This window comes from Alicycliphilus denitrificans K601 (genome assembly GCF_000204645.1).
GTDB lineage: Bacteria > Pseudomonadota > Gammaproteobacteria > Burkholderiales > Burkholderiaceae_C > Alicycliphilus > Alicycliphilus denitrificans.
The window spans coordinates 3,768,149-3,788,717 of record NC_015422.1 but is presented as its reverse complement, the minus strand read 5'-3'; the positions used below and the strand labels follow the sequence as shown (position 1 = coordinate 3,788,717).

Below are 20,569 nucleotides of genomic sequence, written 5' to 3'. Positions count from 1 at the left end.
CAGCCGGGCGCCGCGGGGCCTCAACCCAGCCTGGGCTGGCTGGGCGTACCCGTGAGGTAGCCCACGGCCGCGCCGGCCTTGCCACGGTAGTTGGCGCGGATCAGCGGGTCGAGCTGATCCTTGACCACGCCGTGGATGCCGCCCCAGTCGCCCGCGTGCTGGAAGTTGCTCATGATGTAGGTCCAGCCGTTGATCTCGTCCACCGCGTGCAGGCCCGTGGATTCGCCGCCCGCGGGAATCGACATGATGCGCGAGAGCTGCTTGGTGTCCACGTTGTAGGCCCACAGGAAGTTGTTCACGTGCTGGCCGCTGTCCTCGCCGATGAACAGGGTGCGCAGCTTTTCCGAGAACTTCAGGTTGTCGGGGTTGGCGATCCTGTCCGGGTTGGCGGTGTTGCCCAGCGCGTCGGCGGCGATGTCCTCGCCGGCCAGCAGGGCCTTGGTGTCCACGGGCATCCATTCGCTGTTGATGGCCTTGCCGTCCGTGTCCTTCTGGCCGCCGCGCAGGCTCAGCGCCATGACCACGCCGGCCTTGAGCTGCCTGGGGATGGAGATGCCGTTGCCCGGCACGTTGGCCGCGTCGCCGGCCACCATGGACTTCTCGCAGTTCTGCAGCGCGGAGTAGGCCACCTTGTCCCTGGCGTTCACGGTCGTGCCCTCCATCTTGGTGAAGCCCATGCTCGCGCCCTTGTACGCGGCGTAGCGGTGGGTCTCCAGGAAGGCGGCGGCCTTGTCCATGCCGGGGTTGATCTTGATCCACTCGGCCTTTCCGTTCGCCACGATCCTGGTGTAGCTGGCGTCGCCCGGGTCCTTGGCCTGCACGCTCATGATGTCCGCGGGCTTGAGCGTGTTCGCGAGTTGCTCGATCTCGGCGCTGGTGGCCGAGCCGAGCCTGATCCACGTGAGCGGCGCGGCGCTGCCCGATGCCGGGTCGATGGAGAAGCCCGCGCCCACCCTGGCGGCGTAGAGCGTGCCCGAGGACAGGTCCTTCTCGCGGTCGGCCACGAACACGAAGTAGGCGCTGTTGGTTGCGTCGTCGCCCATGAGGGCCGTGCGCTGGTCGGGCATGACCTGCACCAGCTCGTGCGAGATGCGGCCCATGCAGAAATGCTTCTTGATGCTGGCCGAGCCGTCGGGATTCACGGTCACCTCGGGCATGTGGCCGTAGTGGTAGGGGTTGGCCCTGGCGGCGTCGCCGTACAGGTTCTGGCTGTAGGCCTTGAACATGGCGTTGCTCCCGATGGTGAAGGCGTCGGGCTCGTACTCCTCGCTCGAAAGGTGCGTTCCCCAGGGCGACAGGCTGGCGCCGCAGGTGATCCACAGGCCGTACACCTTGGAGGTGTCCACGTTGTGGTACTTCACCAGGCTCAGCTTGCCCGTGGCCTGGTCCTGGTCCAGCGTGAGCACGGCAATCGGCGAGGGCAGCTTGCCGTACATGTCGGTCTTGCCGTCCTGTGCCCAGGTGGTGTATTCGAACTGCACCACGGCGAACACGGGCTTGCCCTTCACGCCGTCCACCTTGGCATTGGGAACGGTGAGCAGCGAGGAGCCGTCGGGCGCGTCGGAGAAGAACTGGCGCTCGCCGCCCGCCACGGTCGCGTCGATGATGGGCTGGTTGCGGATGTCGTAGTACCCGCCCGCCAGCAGCTTGCCACCCTTGCCGTCGCTCACCATGTCGCCGGTGATGAAGAAGGGCTGGTAGGCTAGCGCGAAGCTTTGCGTGGAGCCGTCGTCGAACGTGGCCTTGAGCGCCGAGCCCACCGTCGTGGTGGCCATGGCGGCGGGGTTGGCCAGCGTAGGCGCGGCCATGCCCGTGAAGCTGGCGGACTTGAACGCGGCCGTGCTGTCGCTGCCACCGCCGCACGCGGCCAGCAGGCCGGTGGCCGAGGCGCCCGCGCCCAGGGGCAGCAGCGGCAGGCCGGCGAGCATTTGCAGGGTCTTGCGGCGGGAAGGCGTGGGGGTGTGGGGCATGGTGCTTTCTGGAAGAGTGAACGGGGTGCAGCGTCAGGGGAAGGCGGCGGGTGCCGTCTTCCTGCTGGCCCATGGTAGGAAGCGGCCATGACGGCGGCGTGACGGGCGCATGACATGCGTGTGACGGGCGCGCCACGGATCCGCCGCGCGGCGCTTCGCACCAGCCCCGCCGGCCCTGGCGATGGCACAATCTTTGTATGCGCCCAGGCGGCCCTAGTATTCAGCGGCTTGCTACAAATTTTTATGATTCTGGCGAGTTGTCCCTCCATGGCAGGTGAGCCCCTGATGGGCGAGAAGCGGTGGTCCGGCCATGCACTGTGGCGGCACATCGGTTCGCGCGGCCTTGGCCATCTGTGGCGCGCGCTGTGCGTGGCCCTGTGTGCCTGGTGCATCGCGCCGCTGGCGCAGGCCGCGGCCTGCGAGGGAGGGCAGCATGTGCGCCTGACACGGCCCGTGGAGTTCAGCGCCGAAGACCTGGCCTATTTCCGCGCCATGGCGCCGCTGCGCGTGCTGTCGGCCGATGCCCCGCCGATGTCGCGCTACGACGAGCAAAGGCGCACCTACACTGGCATCAGCGTCGATGTGTGGTGCTTCATCGCCGCAAGGCTGGGGCTGCGCTACGAGCTCATACCGGGGCGGGACCAAACGGTCGCCCAGAAGATCCTGCAGGTGCAGGAGGGCGCGGCCGACGTTTTCATACCGCTGAGCCTGCAGAGCGAGCGAGCGCAGCGCGGCCTGTTCACGCTGCCCTATTACGAGAGCTACTACGCCGTCATCGCCCGCAAGGGGTGGCGCCTGCCGATACGCGACATCGTCGATCTGGCGCAATACCGCGTCGGCGTGGTGCGCGGCGTGGCGCTGGAGCCCACGCTCAAGGAGATCGTGCCGCCGCACCAGCTCTTCAGCTTCGACGAGACCAGCAGCGCGGGCCTGTTCCTGGCCCTGCGCGACGGCAGCATCGACGTGGCCGTGTTCAACAAGAGCATCTTTGCCGAGAAGCGCTACCTGCACGAGTACTTCGACCTGGAGGACGTGCTCACCCTGTACGGCAACCCCCGCGCCTACCGGTTCTACTTCAGCCCCACGCCGCAGCATGAGCGCGTCGTGGCGGCGTTCGACCGCTACCTGGCCGCCATGGACGTGACCGAGTCCATCGCCGTGCACGAGGAGGGCGAGCGCCAGTTCATCGAGCGCTATGTGGCGCAGCGCGGCCAGCGCATCTTCCTGCAGGTGGCCAGCGTGTCGGCCGTGGTGCTGGCGCTGGTGCTCTACCTGTCCTTGCGCAGGTACCGCCGGCTGGTGCGCTTGCTGGAGCGCAGCAACAGCCAGATACGCCGGCAGCAGCAGGCCCTGCAGGCGGCCAACCAGGAGCTGGAGCGGCAGAGCCAGACCGACGGCCTGACCGGGCTGGCCAACCGCCGCGAGTTCGATCACGCCCTGCGCCGCGAGCAGGCACGCCAGCAGCGCACGGGCGCGCCGCTGAGCCTGCTGATGGTGGACGTGGACCACTTCAAGTGCGTCAACGACCACTACGGGCACGCCATGGGCGACGACTACCTGCGCGCCATCGCCCGGGTGCTCAAGACCGCGGTGGGCCGGCCCACCGACCTGGTGGCGCGCTATGGGGGCGAGGAGTTCGTCTGCCTGCTCCCCGACACCGCCGCCGAGGACGCGCTCAAGGTGGCCGAGCGCATCCGCCAGGGCGTCGCCGAGCTGGGTTTGCCCAATGCGCTGGCCGCCATCCCGCGGCTGACGCTGAGCATCGGCATCGCCACCGCTTCAGGCACGAGCGCCGCTTTGCAGCAGCTGCTGGCCCAGGCCGATACCCAGCTCTACGCGGCCAAGCATGCCGGGCGCGACCGGATCCACGCCGTGGTGCTCTGACGGCTGGCGTGGTCAGCTGGTCAGCGGAGGCTCGTCGCTGCTCTCGGGGCCGGCCTGCTGCGGCGGCTCGAAGCTGTCGCGGAAGGTGAACACCACCGAGGTCAGGAACATGGCGGCGAGCATCATGGCCGTGGCCACCATGATGCTGCTGGCCATGCCTGCTCCCATGCCCACCACGGCCAGCAGCGTGACCAGCAGGCTCATGGCCAGGCCCGCGCCGAGGAACACGCCCATCCACGACAGGCCGTACACGGTGAAGGCGCCGAAGTTGCGCCAGCAGGCCACGATGCTGAAGAACAGCGCCTTCACGGGCGCCACGTTGTGCCAGTGCACCAGGCCGGGCGCATGCCAGAACAGCAGCGACAGCGGCACGTACAGCAGCAGCGACAGCCACATGGCGGCCTGGAAGTCTCCGGCTTCGGCCACCTCGCGCGTGAGCGGCTCGCCGCCCAGGTACACGCGAGCGAACTGGCCGCCGTCGATGAGCGCCGACAGCGCCATCACCGCCAGAAAACCCAAGGCATAGAACGCGCCCAGGGTCATCATGGCCTGCAGGCGCTGCCTGCCCGTGCGAAAGGCCACCAGCAGCAGGGCGGGCGTGGGCGTGCGGCCCTGGCTGGCCTCGGCCGCGGCCACCATCATGGCCAGGGTGGCCGAGGGCAGCAGGGAGAGCGCCACTGCAGGGCCGACCAGCGGCAGCATGGTGGCCAGCGACATGGCGGCCATGGTCATGAAGAACAGCGCGGCCAGCGCCATGGGCTGGCGCCAGAACACGGTGATGCCCTGGCGCACCCATTCGAGGCCCGTGCGTGCGGGGACGATGTGCAGTTTCATGGTGTGGCGACTCTACCCCAGAGGGCGGCTCCGGCAGGCAGGTGCGTCAAGGATGTACGGGGTGCCGCACGCGCTCGCGCAGCACGCGCTCGAAATGCGCGGGGTCGTGGGGCTTGAGCATGCTGGCCTGGCGCGGCAGGTGGAAGTCCCACAGGCGCGATATCCAGAAGCGCAGCGCGCCGGCGCGCAGCATGGCGGGCAGCAGCTCGCGCTCGGCGGCGGTCAGGGGGCGCACGGCCTGGTAGGCGGCCAGCATGGCGGCGGTGCGTTCGCCGTCGTGGCGGCCCGTGGGCAGGTCTATGCACCAGTCGTTCAGGCACACGGCCAAGTCGAACAGCCAAGTGTCCACGCCGGCGAAATAGAAGTCGAAGCAGCCCGTGAGCTCGGTCCCCTCGAACATCACGTTGTCGCGGAACAGGTCGGCATGGATGGGGCCGCGCGGCAGCGCCGCGTAGCCGCTGCCGGCCGCCACGTGGTTCTGGTAGGCGAGCTCCGACTGCAGCAGGGCCGCCTGCCCGGGGCCGACGTGCGGCAGCACCACGGGGACGGTCTCGTTCCACCAGGGCAGGCCGCGCAGGTTGGGCTGCTGGCGCTCGTAGTCGCGCGCGGCCAGGTGCATGCGCGCCAGCAGCGTGCCGACGGCCGCGCAGTGCGCCGCCTGCGGGGCCAGCTGGCTCTTGCCGCGCAGCTTGGTGGCCAGCGCCGCGGGCTTGCCGGCCACGGTGTGCAGGATCTCGCCGTGCATGTCGGCCTGCGGGTCGGGCACGGGAATGCCGGCGTGCGCCAGGTGCTTCATCAGGTGCAGGTAGAAGGGCAGCTGCTCGAACGTCAGGCGCTCGAACAGCGTGAGCACGTATTCGCCCTGCTCGCTGGTGACGAAGTAGTTGGTGTTCTCTATGCCGCCCTCGATGCCGCGCAGCGCGAGCAGCTCGCCCAGTTGCAGGCGGCGCAGCAGGTCGCTCGCCTCTTTGCTGGAGACTTCGGTAAAAACGGCCATGGGTCAGTGAAAAGCGTGCGGCAAAAGCAGGGACGGGCGCGCGCCTGTCGGCGGCGGGGCTAAGGAGGGGCTTTAGGTCAGAACTTGCGCAGGTTCCACACGCGCGGCGCGGTCACGGTGTCGGATTCGTTGAAGTTGCCGGGCCGTGCGCGCGCGCCGTCGTTGGACTGCACCTCGTAGGACGGCATGGGCGTGCCGGTCTTGGGCTGCACCGTGATGCTCTGCGTCTGGCCGCCCACGCGCAGCTCGTCGATGCGGCTGCCGGCGTCCTCGACCACGATGCGCTGCACGCGCTGCTCGAGGCGGCCGTCGGCTTTCTGCTCTTTTTCCAATAGCTGACCGCGCTCGCCCGTATTGGGATGAGCTTGGTTTTGGCCCGAATTCTGGGCCAGGGCGGGGGCGCTGGCGATGGCCAGCAGCAGAAGGCAATGAACGGCGCGCATGGCGCGATTGTAGGTCGTGGGCGCCACGCGGTCAGCGCTGCGGCGGGCAGTTGCCGGCCGTGCAGGCCACGGTGTACCGGGCGATGAAGCTGCGGAAGTTCTTGCCGAGCCTGCCCATCTCCGCGCACGTGTCGCCGCGCGCGTCGAAGGCGAAGCCCTGGGTGCCCTCGGCGTTGAACAGCTCCACGCGGGTCAGCCCCACGGCGGCGAACTGCGCCGGCTCGTACCACTGCTGGGCGCAGATGTTGTGGAAGACGAAGGTGCCGTACATCAGCTCGGTGACCTCGGGCTTGTTGAGCTGCGCCCGCAGCACGCCGGCGTCGAACCGCGCGGCCGTGATGCCCCCGCCCTTGACGGACTTCTGCAGCAGGGGCGGCACGTTGTTCCTGGGTTCGGCATCGGCCAGGGCCGGCATGGATGCTGCGCAGGCCAGCAGCGCAAGAATGTGTTTCATGGGCGGAAAAAGCGTCGGGTAATGAGGCGAGGCACGCGATTGTGCCGATTTTCCCGCGGTGCTTGTGTGCACAATCGCCCCATGAGCGACACCAAAACCCTGGTGCTGGTCGATGGTTCCAGCTACCTCTACCGCGCCTTCCATGCCATGCCCGACCTGCGCGCCGTGCCGGGCGACCCCACGAGCGCGGCCACGGGGGCGATACGCGGCATGATCAACATGCTGCAGGCGCTCAAGAAGGAGGTGCATGCCGACTACGCGGCCTGCGTGTTCGACGCCAGCGGCCCCACCTTCCGCGACGCCATCTACCCCGACTACAAGGCCAACCGCGCGCCCATGCCCGAGGACCTGCGCGCGCAGATCGAGCCCATCCACGAAGTGGTGCGGCTGTTGGGCTGGCCAGTGCTGGCCATCGAGGGCGTGGAGGCCGACGACGTGATAGGCACCCTGGCCAGGGCCGCGGCCGGCCAGGGCATGCGGGTCGTGATATCGAGCGGCGACAAGGACCTGAGCCAGCTCGTGGACGAGCACGTCACCATCATCGACACCATGAACGGCAAGCGGCGCGACGTGGCCGGCGTGACGGCCGAGTTCGGCGTGCCGCCCGCGCTGATGGTGGACTTCCAGGCCCTGGTGGGCGACGCCGTGGACAACGTGCCGGGCGTCCCGAAGGTCGGCCCCAAGACGGCCGCCAAGTGGCTCGCGGAATACGGCTCGCTGGACGCGCTGGTGGCCCACGCCGGCGCCATCAAGGGCGTGGCCGGCGAGAACCTGCGCGGCGCGCTGGACTGGCTGCCCACGGCGCGCGAGCTCGTCACCATCAAGACCGACTGCGACCTGAGTGGCCATGTGGCCGGCCTGCCTGCTATGGATGCGATAGCTTTTAGCGCAGAGCAGACGGGCAATTTGGCCGATTTTTATCAAAAATACGGCTTCAAGAGCCTGGCCCGCGCGCTCAAGCCCGAGGCCGCTCCCGCCGGCGCCAGCGGCGACCTGTTCGACGCGCCCGATGCCAGCACCGTCGCCACCCGGGCCCAGCACCGCGACGTGGCCTACGACATCATCCTGACCTGGGCGCAGCTCGACGACTGGCTGGCGCGGGTGAGGGCCGCGCCGCTGGCGGCCATCGATACCGAGACCACCTCGCTCGACGAACTGCGCGCCGAGATCGTGGGCATCTCCTTCAGCGTCGAGCCCGGCGCCGCCGCCTACATCCCCCTGGCCCACGACGGCCCGGACACGCCCGCGCAGCTGCCGCTGGCCGAGGTGCTGGCGCGCCTGAAGCCGTGGCTGGAGGACCCGAAGCACCCGAAGCTGGGCCAGCACGTCAAGTACGACCGCCACGTGTTCGCCAACCACGGCATAGAGGTGCGTGGCTATGTGCACGACACCATGCTGCAAAGCTACGTGCTGGAGGTGCACAAGCCCCACGGCCTCGCGAGCCTGGCCGAGCGCCACACGGGCCGCACCGGCATCAGCTACGAAGACCTGTGCGGCAAGGGCGCCAAGCAGATTCCGTTCTCGCAGGTGCCCGTGGACAAGGCCGCGGCCTATTCCTGCGAGGACTCCGACCAGACGCTCGACGTGCACCGCGTGCTCTGGCCGCAGCTCGAGGCCGACGAGAAGCTGCGCGGCATCTACGCGCTGGAGATCGCGTGCAGCGAGACGCTGTTCCGCATCGAGCGCAACGGCGTGCTCATCGACGCGGACAGGCTCGCCGCCCAGAGCCATGCGCTGGGCCAGCGCATCCTGCAGCTGGAGCAGGAGGCCTACGACATCGCGGGCCAGCCCTTCAATCTGGGCAGCCCCAAGCAGCTCGGCGAGATCTTCTTCGACAAGCTCGGCATGCCCGTCGTCAAGAAGACGGCGACCGGCGCGCGCAGCACCGACGAGGAGGTGCTGGAGAAGCTCGCCGAGGACTATCCCCTGCCCGCCAAGCTGCTGGAGCACCGCAGCCTCTCCAAGCTCAAGGGCACCTACACCGACAAGCTCGCCCAGCTGGCCGACCCGCGCACCGGCCGCGTGCACACGCACTACGCCCAGGCCGTGGCCGTGACCGGGCGCCTGTCGAGCAACGACCCCAACCTGCAGAACATCCCCATCCGCACGCCCGAGGGCCGGCGCGTGCGCGAGGCCTTCGTCGCCCCGCCGGGCCGCGTGATCGCGAGCTGCGACTACAGCCAGATCGAGCTGCGCATCATGGCCCACATCAGCGGCGACGAGGCCCTGCTGCGCGCCTTCCACGAGGGACTGGACGTGCACCGCGCCACGGCGGCCGAGGTGTTCGGCGTGGCGCTCGGCCAGGTCACGAGCGAGCAGCGCCGCTACGCCAAGGTCATCAACTTCGGCCTGATCTACGGCATGAGCAGCTACGGCCTGGCGAAGAACCTCGGCATCGACAACACGGCCGCCAAGAACTACATCGACCGCTACTTCCAGCGCTACCCCGGGGTGTGGCAGTACATGCAGGACACCAAGGCACAGGCCAAGGCGCGCGGCTACGTCGAGACCGTGTTCGGCCGGCGTCTGTACCTGCCCGAGATCAACTCCCCCAACGGCCCGCGCCGCAGCGCGGCCGAGCGCGCCGCCATCAACGCGCCCATGCAGGGCACGGCGGCCGACCTGATCAAGAAGGCCATGGTCCAGGTGCAGGACGCGCTGGATGCAGCCAAGCCCGAAGTGCTCATGATCATGCAGGTGCACGACGAACTCGTCTTCGAGCTGCCCGAGGGCGACGTGAACTGGCTGCGCGCCGAGGTGCCGCGCATCATGGCGGGCGTGGCCGAGCTCAAGGTGCCGCTGCTGGCCGAGGTGGGCGTGGGGCCGGACTGGGACAAGGCGCATTGAGGGCCGCCGACTGCCCTCAAGACGGCGGAAGAATCCAGCCCGGATGCTTGTTCATCAGCCCCTGCGTGGTGGCCTTGACCTCTTCCATCGCCGCCAGGGCCACGGAGGTCGGCGCGCCCACCCTGCGCGTCACGATGCCCACGGAGCGCACGGGCCCGTCGGCGATCTCCGATAGCCGCAGCCCGCGCAGGCTGAGCATGGGCATCATGCCCAGGTAGGGTAGCACGGCGATGCCCAGCCCTTTCTTCACGAAGCCCGCGATCGTGCCCACTTGGTCGAACTGCATCTTGGGGCGGAACTCCACGCCGCGCTGCAGGTAGGCGGCGCTGATGTAGCGCATGGCCGTGCTGGCGTCGGTCATGCTGATGAGGGGCAGGTCCACCAGGTCGTCCAGGTGCATCGTCGGCTTCAGGCGCTGCCGCCAGGGGCCGCACGACAGCAGCACGAAGCGGTCGCGCAGCACTTCCTCGTATTTCAGGTCGGGGTGCGACGGCGCAACGGACGCCAGCGCGAAGTCTGCCTGGTAGTTCAGCAGGCGCTGGATGCACGCATCGTTGGAGCAGTCGTGCACGGTGATCTGGGGCAGGTGGTAGCGCCGCTCCAGCGCCGCGCACACCTGCGGCAGGATCACGTGGGCCAGCGAGGGCAGCGAGGCGATGCCGATGTGGCGCGCCTCGCGCTCGGCGGACGACAGCATGCGCTGCAGGCCAGCGTCGTACTCGCCCACCACCGCGCGCGCGATGGCGGCAAGCCGGCTGCCGCTGGCCGTGAGCTGCACGCTGCGCGTGGTGCGCTCGAACAGCGGCAGGCCCAGGGCTTCCTCCAGGTCGCGGATCGCCTTGCTCAGGGAGGGCTGGGTCATGAACAGCTGCTCCGCCGTCTTGCTGAAGTTCAGGGACTCCGCCAGCGCAAGGAACATGCGGAGTTGCCGGGGCGCGATATTCATTCCTTGATTTTATAAATGGATAGATAGAAAGAATTTCAAAAATATATGACCGCTGCCTAGCATTCGCACCGTCGTGATGACCGATGAGGAGGCGGATGTGCTGGATCTGACGGGAAAGGTGGCCCTGGTGATGGGCTGCGGGGCGGTGGCCGACGGCTGGGGCAATGGGCGGGCCACGGCGGTGCTGCTCGCGCGGCAGGGTGCGCGGGTGTTCGGCACCGATCTGGCGCTGCCGCACGCGCAGGAGACGGCGCGCCTGGTCCGCAGCGAGGGCGGCACGTGCGAGGTGATGGCATGCGACGCCACGCGATCCGATCAGGTGGCCGACGCCGTGGCGCAGTGCGTCGAGCGTTTCGGCCGCATCGACATCCTGGTGAACAACGTGGGCGTGTCGCAGCCCGGCGGCCCGGTGGATATGGACGAGGACGTGTGGGACGCGCAGATCCAGGTCAACCTCAAGAGCGCGTACCTCTCGTGCAAGCACGTCATTGCGCACATGCGCAGCCAGGGCGGCGGGGCGATCGTGAACGTGGCCTCGGTGGCCGGGCTGCGCTACATCGGCAAGCCGCAGGTGGCCTACGCGGCGGCCAAGGCGGGGCTGCTGCACTTCACGCACACCACGGCGGTGATCCACGCGGCCGAGGGCATCCGCCTGAACTGCGTGGTGCCCGGCCTGATGCACACGCCGCTGATCGAGGGGCTGGCCGCGAAGTACGCCAAGGGCGACACGCAGGGCTTCATCGACCACCGCAACAACCAGGTGCCCATGAAGCGCATGGGCACGGGCTGGGATACCGCCCACGCCGTGCTGTTCCTCGTGGCGGACGAGAGCCGCTACGTGACGGGCACGGAGATCGTGGTGGACGGCGGCCTCATCGCCGCCACGCGCTAGTTTTCAAAAGAACCATGAAAGGAGACAACACCATGATCCATCGCCGTATCTGGCTGGCCTGCGCTGGCGCGGCCCTTGCCTGCAGCGTGCTGCCCTCTGCCTGGGCGCAGGGGTATCCGAGCCAGTCCATCCGCCTGATCGTTCCGTTCGCGCCCGGCGGCGCGGTGGACCAGACGGCGCGCATCATCGGCAACCGGCTGGGCGAGGCGCTCGGGCAGCCCATCGTGATCGACAACAAGCCCGGCGCCAGCGGATCGGTGGGCGCGGGCGAACTGCACCGCGCCAGGCCCGACGGCTACACGCTGATGCTGGCGCTGGACTCGCAGGCGGTGAACCACCACATCGTCAAGAACCTGCCGTTCGACACCTTCAAGAGCTTCGACTACCTGAGCCTGCTGGTCACCACGCCGCAGATCCTGGTCACGCGCAACGACGTGCCGGCGAAGAACTTCGGCGAACTGGTGGCGTACCTCCAGGCTCACCCCAAGAGCTCCTACGGCTCGGCGGGCACGGCCTCGGCGGGCCATGTGAACAGTGCGCAGCTGTCCCTCGCCAAGGGCCTCAAGACCGAGCATGTGCCCTACAAGGGCGCCGCGCCGCTGCTCACCGACCTGCTGGGCGGGCACATCGACTACGCCTTCGCGGGCCTGTCGGTCATGCTGCCGCACATCAAGTCCGGCAAGATCCGTGCGATCGCGGTGAGCTCGCCCAGGCGCTCGGCGCAACTGCCCGACGTGCCGGCGGTCAATGAGTTCATCCCCGGCTTCGAGTTTCCCACCTGGATCGGCCTGGTGGCGCCGCCCGGCATGCCCGCGGATGTGCGCGGCAAGATCATCAAGGCCGTGCACGACGTGATGCATGATCCGCAGGTCGCCAGGCGCTTCGGCGACAGCGCGTTCGACATCGTGAATGGCAGCCCCGAGGACTTTGCCGCGCGCGTGCGCAAGGATTCGGACGTGATGGCGGATCTGGTGGCACGAAAAATCGTCACCGCCGACTGATTTCCAACCAAGGAGCACCATGGCCCGTATTCCCTACGCCGACTGCACCAGCGCCGCCGTGCGTCCGCTGGCCGACCGCATCGTCGCCGAGCGCGGCAGCATCCTGCACCTCTACCAGATGCTGCTGCACAGCGCGCCGGTGGCCGAGGGCTGGCTCAACTACCTTACGGCCATCCGGCAGAAGTCCAGCCTGCCGGGCGACGTGCGTGAGCTGGTCATCATGCGCGTGGCGCTGCTCAACCATGCGCCCTACGAAGCGGACCAGCACGCGCCCATCGCGCTGCGCGAGGGCGTGTCGCAGGACAAGCTGGACGCTCTTAAGGAGTGGCAGGGCTGTCCCCTGTTCGACGCGCGCGAGCGCGCCGTGCTGGCCTACACCGACGCGATGACGCGGCAGGTGCAGGTGAGCGACGAGGTCTTCGCCTCTGTCGCCGCGCACTTCGAGCCGCCGCGCCTGGTGGAGCTGACGGCCACGGTGGCGGCCTACAACATGGTCTCGCGCTTCCTGGAGGCGCTGCAGATCCACTCGCACGACGCGCGCTGACCCTGTTTCAGCCCGATGGCGCGACGCGGCCGTCGCCTTGCGACAGGGCCGCAATCACCGTGGACCGCGGCCAGCGCTGGCTGGACGAGAGCGAGACGATGGTGGCGAGCAGTTGCTCGTGCACCTTGGTCGCCGCGATCGACATGGGCAGGGTGGCCGAGCGGCAGGCATAGATGGAGCGGGACATCGCCGGGCGGCCGACGGGCAACGCCAGCAGCTGCCGGGCGGCCAGCATGTCGTGGACGGCGGCGAACGACAGGATCGTCGAGCCGATGCCCGCGGCCACCAGGGCCAGAATTTCGTGGATGGTGTTCACCTCCACCACGATGCGGGGCGCGACGCCGGCCTTGGCCATGTAGGCGTCGAGCACGCGGCGCAGGCTTTGCGTCGTGGTGGGCAGCACCATCGGAAACCGCGCCGCGTCGTGCAGGGTCATGTGGGTCGCGTCGCCGTCCGGGCCGCCGCGGTGCCGCGCCAGCTGCTGCGCCGTGGTGACGAACGCCAGCTCCTCCTGCAGCACATGCATGAAGCGCATGCGCGCGTCGTCTTCCGTGCCGAAGGTCATGCCGATGTCGACCAGGCCGTGCAGCAGCTGCTGCGGGATGTAGCCCGAGCTCATTTCCACCATTTGCAGGTGGATCTGGGGCCACTGGCGCACCACGGCCTGGACCAGCGGCACCGTCACGAACTTGGCCACCGACTGCGGCAGCGCGATGGCGACCCGGCCGCTGGGCTGATCGACCGCCTGGCGCACGTCGTCGTAGGCCACGTCCACCCGCCGCAGGATTTCCACCGCATGGCCCAGCAGGCGCTCGCCGACGGCCGTCAGCACCACGCCGCGCGGATGGCGGTCGAACAGCGCCGCGCCCAGCTGCTCTTCCAGTTGCTTGATCTGCACGCTCAGCGCGGGCTGGGCGATGTGCAGGCTGTGCGCCGCCGACGAAATCGATCCGGCCGACGCGACCGCGACAAAGCTGCGCAGGGCGCGAAGGTCAAGTCGCATGGCTGTCGGGAAAGAGCGTGCTACCCATATTTTTTCATTATGCGCGGGATACGAAACTGGTCTTTGTCAAATACCTGCCGGCATCACAGACTGCCGCCATCGCGATTCGCGAGATATTTTTCAAGGAGATGGCTATGCATCAGTTGACGCGCAGGGCTTGGGTGGCCGCAGTCCTGGCCGCAACCCTGCCTTTGCAGGCGGCAGCGCAATCGGGCGCAGGAAAAACAGCGACGCTGGTCGTGCCTTTTGCCGCAGGCGGGCCGTCGGACTTCATTGCCCGCCTGCTGGCCCGGCCGCTGGGGCGCGAGATGGGCGCGCAGGTCATCATCGACAACCGCCCGGGCGCCAGCGGCAATATCGGCGCCAAGCAGGTCATGGCGTCCAAGCCCGACGGCCTGACGCTGGTGCATACGACGATCGCCATGCAGGCCGTCAACCCGCTGATGTACCCGGACCAGGATTTCAACCCCTCGCGCGACCTGGTGCCGGTGGGCATCACGGGGGCGCTGCCCAACGTGCTGGTCGTCCACCCGTCGTCGGGCATCAAGACCATTGCTGAACTCGTCGCCAAGGGCAGGCAGAAGAACGTGCAGTTGAATTTCGCGACCTTCGGGCCGGGCAGCTCGCCGCATTTCTACGGCATGCTGTTCGAGAAGACGACCCAGGTCGCAGCCGAGCCCATTGCCTATAAGGGCAGCGGCGACGCGGCCAAGGACATGCTGGCCGGGCGCATTGATTTCATGTTCGACAGCATGACGACCGCGATCGCGAACGTGAAGGCCGGCAAGCTGGTGGCGCTGGCGATCACCTCGCCCCAGCGCTCGGCGCTGCTGCCCGACGTGCCCACGCTCAAGGAGCTCGGCCATGGCGGGGTGGACGTGAACTTCTGGCTGGCGCTGCAGGTTCCGGCCAGGACGCCGCCCGAGATCGTCTCCGCGCTGCGCCAGGCGATATCCAGGGCGGTGCAGGACCCCGAATACAAACAAGGCGTGGCGGCGCGCGGCGTGGAGAACCTGCACGTCGCGCCCGAGCAGCTCGATGCCTTTTTTGCCAGCGAGACCAAGAGGTGGCGCGATGCCGCGCTGTCCATCGGCATCAAGGCGGAATGATCCAGGCGCGCAGTGCAGGAGAAACACATGCAGCCGCTGCAGGGGATGAAGGTGGTCGATCTGACCAAGGTGCTGGCCGGGCCGCTGTGCGGCCAGTACCTGGGCGAGTACGGTGCCGATGTGGTCAAGGTGGAGACCGTGGGCGGCGACGACACGCGCCGCTGGCTGCCGCAGGCGCAGGGGCAGTCGGCGGTCTTCGTCGCCGTCAACCACAACAAGCGCAGCATCGCGGTGGACCTGAAGTCGCAGGAGGGCCGGGAAATCGTCCACCGCCTGGTCGAGGGCGCCGACATCGTGCTGCAGGGCTTTGGCGGCGGCACGGCGAAAAAGCTGGGGGTGGACCATGAGACCCTGTCCGCCCTGAACGACCGGCTGATCTACTGCGAAATATCGGGCTACGGGCGCAACGGCCCCCTGGGCAACGCCCCCGGCTACGACGTGATGCTGCAGGCCTTCAGCGGCATGCTCAGCACCATGGGCCAGCCCGGGGGGGAGTATGCGCGCGCGAGTTTTTCGCCCGTGGACATCGGCACGGCGATGAACGCGCTCAGCGGGGTGCTGGCGGCGGTGGTCGAGCGCGGCCGCACGGGCAAGGGCGTGTACCTGGAGGTGTCGCTGCTCGACACCGCCCTGGGCTTCATGACCTATATGGCGCAAAGCTATTGGCAGACCGGCGCCAACCCCAGGCCCATGGGCACGGCCCACCCCTCGATGGTGCCCTATCAGGCGTTCGACGCAGCGGATGGCGCCATCATGCTGGGCGCGGGCAACGACGCGCAGTGGCGGCGCTTTTGCGCCGTGGCGGGGCTGCAGGACTGGGTCGATCATCCGGATTTCGCGACCAACGCCCTGCGCGTGGCCAACCACGGGAAGGTGGTTGCGCTGCTCGAACCCGTGATGAAGCGCAGGACGGTGGCGCAGTGGCTGGTCTGCCTGGAGCAGGCCAGCGTCCCCTGCTCGCCCATCCATACGCTGGGCCAGGCCCTGGCCCACCCGCAGGTGCAGGCCCGCGCCATCATGGCCGAGACGGAGCATCCCGTGCTCGGGCGGGTGCGAAACATCGGCCATCCGGCACAGTTCCGGCACCAGCCGCGCACCGCCTCGCGCCCGGCGCCCCTGCTGGGCGAGCACACGCGAGAGATCCTGCGCGAGCTCGGCTATGACGCGCAGCGGATTGCACGGCTGCAGCAGCAGGGCGCGGTCGCGGCCGTGTCCCATTGATATGACGAAATGGAGGAAGTGAAATGTCTTTGTTCAGCTACGAAGTGAATGACCGGGTTGCGGAAATCCTGTTCAACAACCCGCCGGTCAATGCCTTGACGCAAGCCCTGCTGGGCGATTTCCTGGAGGCGTTGGAGCGCGCGTCGCATGATCCCGAGGTGCGTGCCGTCATCATCGGCAGCCAGGTGCCGGGCCGCTTCTCGGCGGGCCTGGACCTGACCGCCGTGCACACCGGCGCGCACCAGAAGGTGCGCGCGCTGCTCGACCTGCTGTACGTGCGCATGACCGAGGTGCAGTTCCGGATGGGCAAGCCCACGATCGCTGCCGTGGGGGGCACCGCGCGCGGCGGCGGCATGACGATTGCCATTTCCTGCGATATGGTCGTCGCGTCGTCGGACGCGACTTTCGGCTACCCCGAGATCGATGCCGGCGTGCTGCCTTCCATCCACTTCACCCATCTGCCGCGCATCGTCGGCAGGCACCGCGCGTTCGAGCTGCTGTTCACCGGGCGCGCGTTCGACGCGCAGGAGGCGCAGTCGCTGGGCCTGATCTCGCGCCTCACCGAGCCCGGCAAGGCGCTCGAAGGCGCGCGCGCGCTGGCACAGACGCTGTGCGGCAAGTCGCCCGATGTGGTGCGCTTCGGCCGCAACGCCTTCATGCTGGCCAATGACAACGGCTATCGCCAGGCGGTGGCGGCCGCGGCCGACAGCTTTTGCAACGTGGCGCTGACCGACGCCGCCAGGGAGGGCATCGCGGCCTTCGTCGAGAAGCGCAAGCCCATGTGGTGAGAGGCGGCAGCCCGCGCCCCGGGGCATGCGGCGCGGGAAGGAACACTACACTTGCCGGCCCCAACCCCGTTACAGGAGCACTTCCATGCTGCATGGCGACCTCCGGCAAGACTTCGACGCCCTCGTGCCTGTCCAGGGCGCCAGCCGGCGTTCCGCCCTGCAACTGATGCTGGGCGCAGGCTACGCCGCAGCCGCCGCGCCCGTGATGGCGCAGCAGGCGATCGCCACGCCCGCCGACGGGCTCTCGGCGGGGGCGGTGAGTTTCACCGTCGATGGCGCCCGGGTGCATGCCTACCGGGCCGCGCCGCAGGGCAGGTCGGGCCTGCCCGTGGTGCTGGTGGTCTCTGAGATCTTCGGGGTGCACGCGTACATCGCCGACATCTGCCGGCGCCTGGCGCACGCGGGCTATCTGGCGATTGCGCCCGAGCTGTTTGCGCGCCAGGGCGACCCCGGGGCCTACGGCGAGGTGGCCAAGCTCATGAGCGAGATCATCGCCAAGGTGCCCGACGCCCAGGTCATAGCCGACCTGGACGGCGCTGTGCAATGGGCGGGGGCCCATGGCGGCGACCTGCGGAAGATCGCCATCACCGGCTTCTGCTGGGGCGGGCGCATCACCTGGCTGTACGCGGAGCATGGGCCGGTGAAGGCGGGCGTGGCCTGGTACGGGCGGCTGGTGGGGCAGGCCAGCGCGCTGACCCCGAAGCAGCCGGCGGATGTCGCGCCCATCCTCAAGGCGCCGGTGCTGGGCCTGTATGGTGAAAAAGATGGCGGCATACCGCTTGACACGGTTGATAAGATGAAAGCCGCTCTTGGTGCGGGGTCGCCCGCCGCGAAGGCGTCGGAGTTCGTTGTCTACCCGGACGCGCCGCACGCCTTCCACGCCGACTACCGCCCGAGCTACCGCAAGGAGGCCGCGCAGGATGGCTGGAGCCGCATGCTGGCCTGGTTCAAGCGGCATGGCGTGGCGTGAGCCAGTCGCCGCGGCAGCGCAAGCCCTTCGGGGCTTTTTTTGATGACGTCCGGTTTCTGTTTTTTATGAAAAAAGTGGCGTTTTGGCAGGTTGGATAAGCGCAAGTAGCTATGACATTGATAGCAATCATTCTGGCCACCCTGGCCGCAGGCATCGGCAGTGTGTGGATCGCGGCGGCCTTGCTGCGCGCGGGGCTGGGGGGGCGCTGGCGCGTGGGCCCGCAGCATCTGCTGAGCCTGGCGGCCGGCGCGCTGCTGGCCACGGCCTTCATGCATCTGCTGCCCGAGGCCTTCGAGGGGCCGGCCGATGCCCACGACCTGTTCACCGTCCTGCTGCTGGGGCTGGTGTTCTTCTTCCTGCTGGACAAGGCCGAGCTGTGGCACCACGGCCACGAGCACAGCGCGGCCGAGCGGCACATCCATGGCCCCGCCCATGGCCATGCGGCGCACGACCACCACCACGGCCACCATCACCATGGGCATGGCGGCTGGTCCCTGCTCACGGGCGACAGCGTGCACTGCTTTGGCGACGGGGTGCTGATCGCCTCGGCCTTCGTCGCGGACATGCGCCTGGGCGTGGTGGCCGCGCTGTCGGTGCTGGCGCACGAGGTGCCGCACCACATCGGCGACCTGGTGGTGCTGCGCAACAGCAGCCGCCACCGCAGCGCGGCCCTGCTCAAGGTGTCGCTGGCCGGGGCCGTGACGGCGCTGGGTGGTCTGGTGGGCTACTACCTGGTGGGGCTGTGGGAGGGGGCGCTGCCGTATTTTCTGGCCATTGCCTCCAGCAGCTTCGTCTACGTGGCCCTGGCCGACCTGATTCCGCAGCTGCAAAAGCGCCTCTCGGCCGCGCAGACGCTGGCCCAGATCGCCTGGCTGGCGGCAGGCATCGTGGCCGTGACCCTGGTCAGCGGCCTTGCCCATACGCATTAGCGTGAAACGGCCCTCGCGCGGCGTCGGCTCGCTTGGGGCGCGCCAGTTGCATGTGCCGCGGGCAGGTGCCAAGCGGCGCGAAGGCGGGCTTGATCCGCTTTACCCGGCCAGCGCTTCGCGCACCGCGGCCACCTGGCGGCGCGAGACGGGCAGGGGCTCGGTGAGCCCGTGCAGGCGCACGGCCCAGCCTTCACCCTCGTCCGCGTCGTAATGCCTCTCCAGCGCGCGCATGGCGCGGCGGGCCACGAGCGTGCTGCGATGCACGCGCAGGAAATGCGCGGCGTGGCGGGCCTCCAGCTCCGACAGCGCGTCGTCCACGACGAAGCTGCGCGTGGCGGTGCGCACGGTCACGTACTTTTGCTCGGCGCGCAGGTACAGCACCTCGGCCAGCGGCACGCGCTCGGTGCGGCCGCGCTCCTGGATCAGCAGCGCCTCGCCCTCGGCCGGCTGCACCGCCTGCGCGGGCGCGCCCTGGCCCAGGGTGCGCTGGACCTTCGCCAGCGCCTGCTGCAGGCGCTGCAGGCGCACGGGCTTGGTGAGGTAGTCCACCGCGTCGAGCTCGAAGGCGGACAGCGCGTGGTCCGCATGCGCGGTGACGAACACGATGGCCGGCGGGTGCGGTAGGCCCTGGATCTGGTGCGCCAGGGCCAGGCCGTCCTGGCCCGGCATGTGGATGTCGAGCAGCACCAGGTCCACGGCGCGGCCGCCGCTGATGCCGAGCCGGGCCAGCGCCTCGCCGGCGTGCGCGGCCTCCATCACCTGGTGGCGCGCATCGCAGTCGCCCAGCAGGGTGCGCAGGCGGCTGCGCGCCAGGGCTTCGTCGTCCACGATGAGGATGCGCATGCGTATCGGCGGCTATCTGCGGTGCCTGAGGCCGTGGCGGCCCGGCCCCGCCTGCCTCATTTCAATACTTCCAGCAGGCGGTCCAATCCACCCTGGTTGATGGCCACCTGGGCCTGGGCGCGCACGGCGGGCTTGGCGTGGTAGGCCACGGACAGGCCGGCCGCGCCCATCATGGGCAGGTCGTTGGCGCCGTCGCCCATGGCGATGCACTGCTCGGGCTCTATGCCCAGCAGCGAGGCGACTTCGAGCATGGTGCGGCGCTTTTCAAGGCCGTCGCAGATGTCGCCCCAGGCCTGGTCCACCATGCGGCCCGTGAGCTCGCCGCAGTTGGTGCTGCTGCGCACCTCCAGCACGTTGGCGCGCACGAAGTCGATGCCGAGCTGCTCGCGCACGCGGTGCGCAAAGAAGGTGAAGCCGCCCGAGACCAGCAGGGTCTTGAGCCCCGCCGCCTGGCAGGAGCGCACCAGCTCGGCGGCGCCGGGGTTGATGCGCAGGCGTTCGCTGTAGACGCGTTCCAGGTCGGCCATGGTCACGCCCTTGAGCAGCGCCACGCGTCGGCGCAGGCTTTCCTTGAAATCGGTGATCACGCCCTGCATGGCGGCCTCGGTGATGGCAGCCACCTCGGCCTTGCAGCCGACGAAGTCGGCGATCTCGTCCACGCACTCGATGTTGATCAGCGTGGAGTCCATGTCGAAGGCGATCAACTTGTAGTCGGCCAGGCGGGTGGATGGCAGCGTGCCCTGGACGTTGATGCCGGGTGCAAGGGAGGTGGTCATAAAAGGCGTGTCAGGAAAGGGGTGGGGCGCCAGCGAGGGCCCCGCCGCGTGGGCGGGACGCTATGGGAGTGGTTGCAAAGGGATTCTACGGGCGGGGCCGCGCGGGCCGCGTGCTGCG

19 protein-coding genes are annotated in these 20,569 nt (G+C 68.7%); 10 read left to right on the top strand and 9 right to left on the bottom strand.

Annotation, left to right across the window (positions count from 1 at the left end; all coding sequences use genetic code 11):
• Positions 1-20: 20 nt before the first annotated feature.
• The gene (locus ALIDE2_RS18075) at positions 21-1,970 is read right to left on the bottom strand and encodes a PhoX family protein (protein ID WP_013722818.1); all 1,950 of its coding nucleotides are present in this window, start codon (positions 1,968-1,970) and stop codon (positions 21-23) included.
• Positions 1,971-2,237: 267 nt separating this feature from the next.
• On the opposite strand from ALIDE2_RS18075, the gene ALIDE2_RS18070 reads away from it, so the two are divergent.
• On the top strand, positions 2,238-3,854 hold the full coding sequence (locus ALIDE2_RS18070; RefSeq protein ID WP_013722817.1) for a GGDEF domain-containing protein: 1,617 nt from the start codon (positions 2,238-2,240) through the stop codon (positions 3,852-3,854).
• A gap of 12 nt (positions 3,855-3,866) precedes the next feature.
• Here ALIDE2_RS18070 and ALIDE2_RS18065 read toward each other — a convergent pair whose 3' ends face one another.
• From ALIDE2_RS18065 to ALIDE2_RS18050, 4 genes are all read right to left on the bottom strand, one after another.
• Positions 3,867-4,688 carry a BPSS1780 family membrane protein gene (locus ALIDE2_RS18065; RefSeq protein ID WP_013518170.1) on the bottom strand — a complete coding sequence of 274 codons (822 nt, stop codon included), beginning with the start codon at positions 4,686-4,688 and terminating at the stop codon, positions 3,867-3,869.
• Between the two features lie 46 nt (positions 4,689-4,734).
• Positions 4,735-5,685, bottom strand: a complete 951-nt coding sequence (locus tag ALIDE2_RS18060) for a homoserine kinase (protein ID WP_013518171.1) — start codon at positions 5,683-5,685, stop codon at positions 4,735-4,737.
• A 77-nt stretch (positions 5,686-5,762) separates the two neighbouring features.
• Entirely contained in the window at positions 5,763-6,128 is a 366-nt protein-coding gene (locus tag ALIDE2_RS18055; protein WP_013518172.1) for a hypothetical protein, read from the bottom strand.
• Between the two features lie 31 nt (positions 6,129-6,159).
• Positions 6,160-6,582 (bottom strand): hypothetical protein, encoded by a 423-nt coding sequence (locus ALIDE2_RS18050; protein WP_013722816.1) that lies wholly within the window; start codon positions 6,580-6,582, stop codon positions 6,160-6,162.
• Positions 6,583-6,663: 81 nt separating this feature from the next.
• Here ALIDE2_RS18050 and polA point away from each other — a divergent pair, with 81 nt between their 5' ends.
• Positions 6,664-9,429, top strand: coding sequence for a DNA polymerase I (gene polA / locus ALIDE2_RS18045; protein ID WP_013722815.1), 2,766 nt, complete (start codon positions 6,664-6,666; stop codon positions 9,427-9,429).
• A 16-nt stretch (positions 9,430-9,445) separates the two neighbouring features.
• On the opposite strand, the gene ALIDE2_RS18040 is transcribed toward polA, so the two are convergent.
• Complete coding sequence (locus ALIDE2_RS18040; protein ID WP_013722814.1) at positions 9,446-10,375, bottom strand: LysR family transcriptional regulator; 930 nt, start codon at positions 10,373-10,375, stop codon at positions 9,446-9,448.
• Positions 10,376-10,451: 76 nt separating this feature from the next.
• On the opposite strand from ALIDE2_RS18040, the gene ALIDE2_RS18035 reads away from it, so the two are divergent.
• From ALIDE2_RS18035 to ALIDE2_RS18025, 3 genes are read left to right on the top strand one after another with little or no spacing between them, the layout of a single operon-like run.
• On the top strand, positions 10,452-11,267 hold the full coding sequence (locus ALIDE2_RS18035; RefSeq protein WP_013518176.1) for an SDR family NAD(P)-dependent oxidoreductase: 816 nt from the start codon (positions 10,452-10,454) through the stop codon (positions 11,265-11,267).
• A gap of 32 nt (positions 11,268-11,299) precedes the next feature.
• Positions 11,300-12,268 carry a Bug family tripartite tricarboxylate transporter substrate binding protein gene (locus tag ALIDE2_RS18030; RefSeq protein ID WP_013518177.1) on the top strand — a complete coding sequence of 323 codons (969 nt, stop codon included), beginning with the start codon at positions 11,300-11,302 and terminating at the stop codon, positions 12,266-12,268.
• Between the two features lie 19 nt (positions 12,269-12,287).
• Positions 12,288-12,812, top strand: a complete 525-nt coding sequence (locus ALIDE2_RS18025) for a carboxymuconolactone decarboxylase family protein (protein WP_013518178.1) — start codon at positions 12,288-12,290, stop codon at positions 12,810-12,812.
• Between the two features lie 7 nt (positions 12,813-12,819).
• Here ALIDE2_RS18025 and ALIDE2_RS18020 read toward each other — a convergent pair whose 3' ends face one another.
• Positions 12,820-13,815, bottom strand: a complete 996-nt coding sequence (locus ALIDE2_RS18020) for a LysR substrate-binding domain-containing protein (RefSeq protein ID WP_013722813.1) — start codon at positions 13,813-13,815, stop codon at positions 12,820-12,822.
• A gap of 134 nt (positions 13,816-13,949) precedes the next feature.
• Between ALIDE2_RS18020 and ALIDE2_RS18015 the strand changes: the two genes are divergently transcribed.
• The 5 genes from ALIDE2_RS18015 (at position 13,950) to ALIDE2_RS17995 (ending at position 18,832) form a co-directional block, all read left to right on the top strand.
• Positions 13,950-14,924 carry a Bug family tripartite tricarboxylate transporter substrate binding protein gene (locus ALIDE2_RS18015; protein ID WP_013722812.1) on the top strand — a complete coding sequence of 325 codons (975 nt, stop codon included), beginning with the start codon at positions 13,950-13,952 and terminating at the stop codon, positions 14,922-14,924.
• Positions 14,925-14,951: 27 nt separating this feature from the next.
• Positions 14,952-16,145: a CaiB/BaiF CoA transferase family protein gene (locus ALIDE2_RS18010; RefSeq protein WP_013518181.1), complete on the top strand. Its 1,194-nt coding sequence runs from the start codon at positions 14,952-14,954 to the stop codon at positions 16,143-16,145.
• Positions 16,146-16,168: 23 nt separating this feature from the next.
• The gene (locus ALIDE2_RS18005) at positions 16,169-16,933 is read left to right on the top strand and encodes an enoyl-CoA hydratase/isomerase family protein (protein WP_013722811.1); all 765 of its coding nucleotides are present in this window, start codon (positions 16,169-16,171) and stop codon (positions 16,931-16,933) included.
• 85 nt (positions 16,934-17,018) lie between these two features.
• Entirely contained in the window at positions 17,019-17,903 is an 885-nt protein-coding gene (locus ALIDE2_RS18000; protein WP_013722810.1) for a dienelactone hydrolase family protein, read from the top strand.
• A 110-nt stretch (positions 17,904-18,013) separates the two neighbouring features.
• A complete protein-coding gene (locus ALIDE2_RS17995; RefSeq protein ID WP_013518184.1) occupies positions 18,014-18,832 on the top strand; it encodes a ZIP family metal transporter in 819 nt (272 codons plus the stop codon).
• Between the two features lie 99 nt (positions 18,833-18,931).
• Here the strand turns inward: ALIDE2_RS17995 and ALIDE2_RS17990 are convergent, their stop codons facing one another.
• Entirely contained in the window at positions 18,932-19,675 is a 744-nt protein-coding gene (locus ALIDE2_RS17990) for a LytR/AlgR family response regulator transcription factor (protein WP_013518185.1), read from the bottom strand.
• 56 nt (positions 19,676-19,731) lie between these two features.
• Positions 19,732-20,451, bottom strand: a complete 720-nt coding sequence (gene serB / locus ALIDE2_RS17985; protein ID WP_013518186.1) for a phosphoserine phosphatase SerB — start codon at positions 20,449-20,451, stop codon at positions 19,732-19,734.
• Between the last annotated feature and the right edge of the window lie 118 nt (positions 20,452-20,569).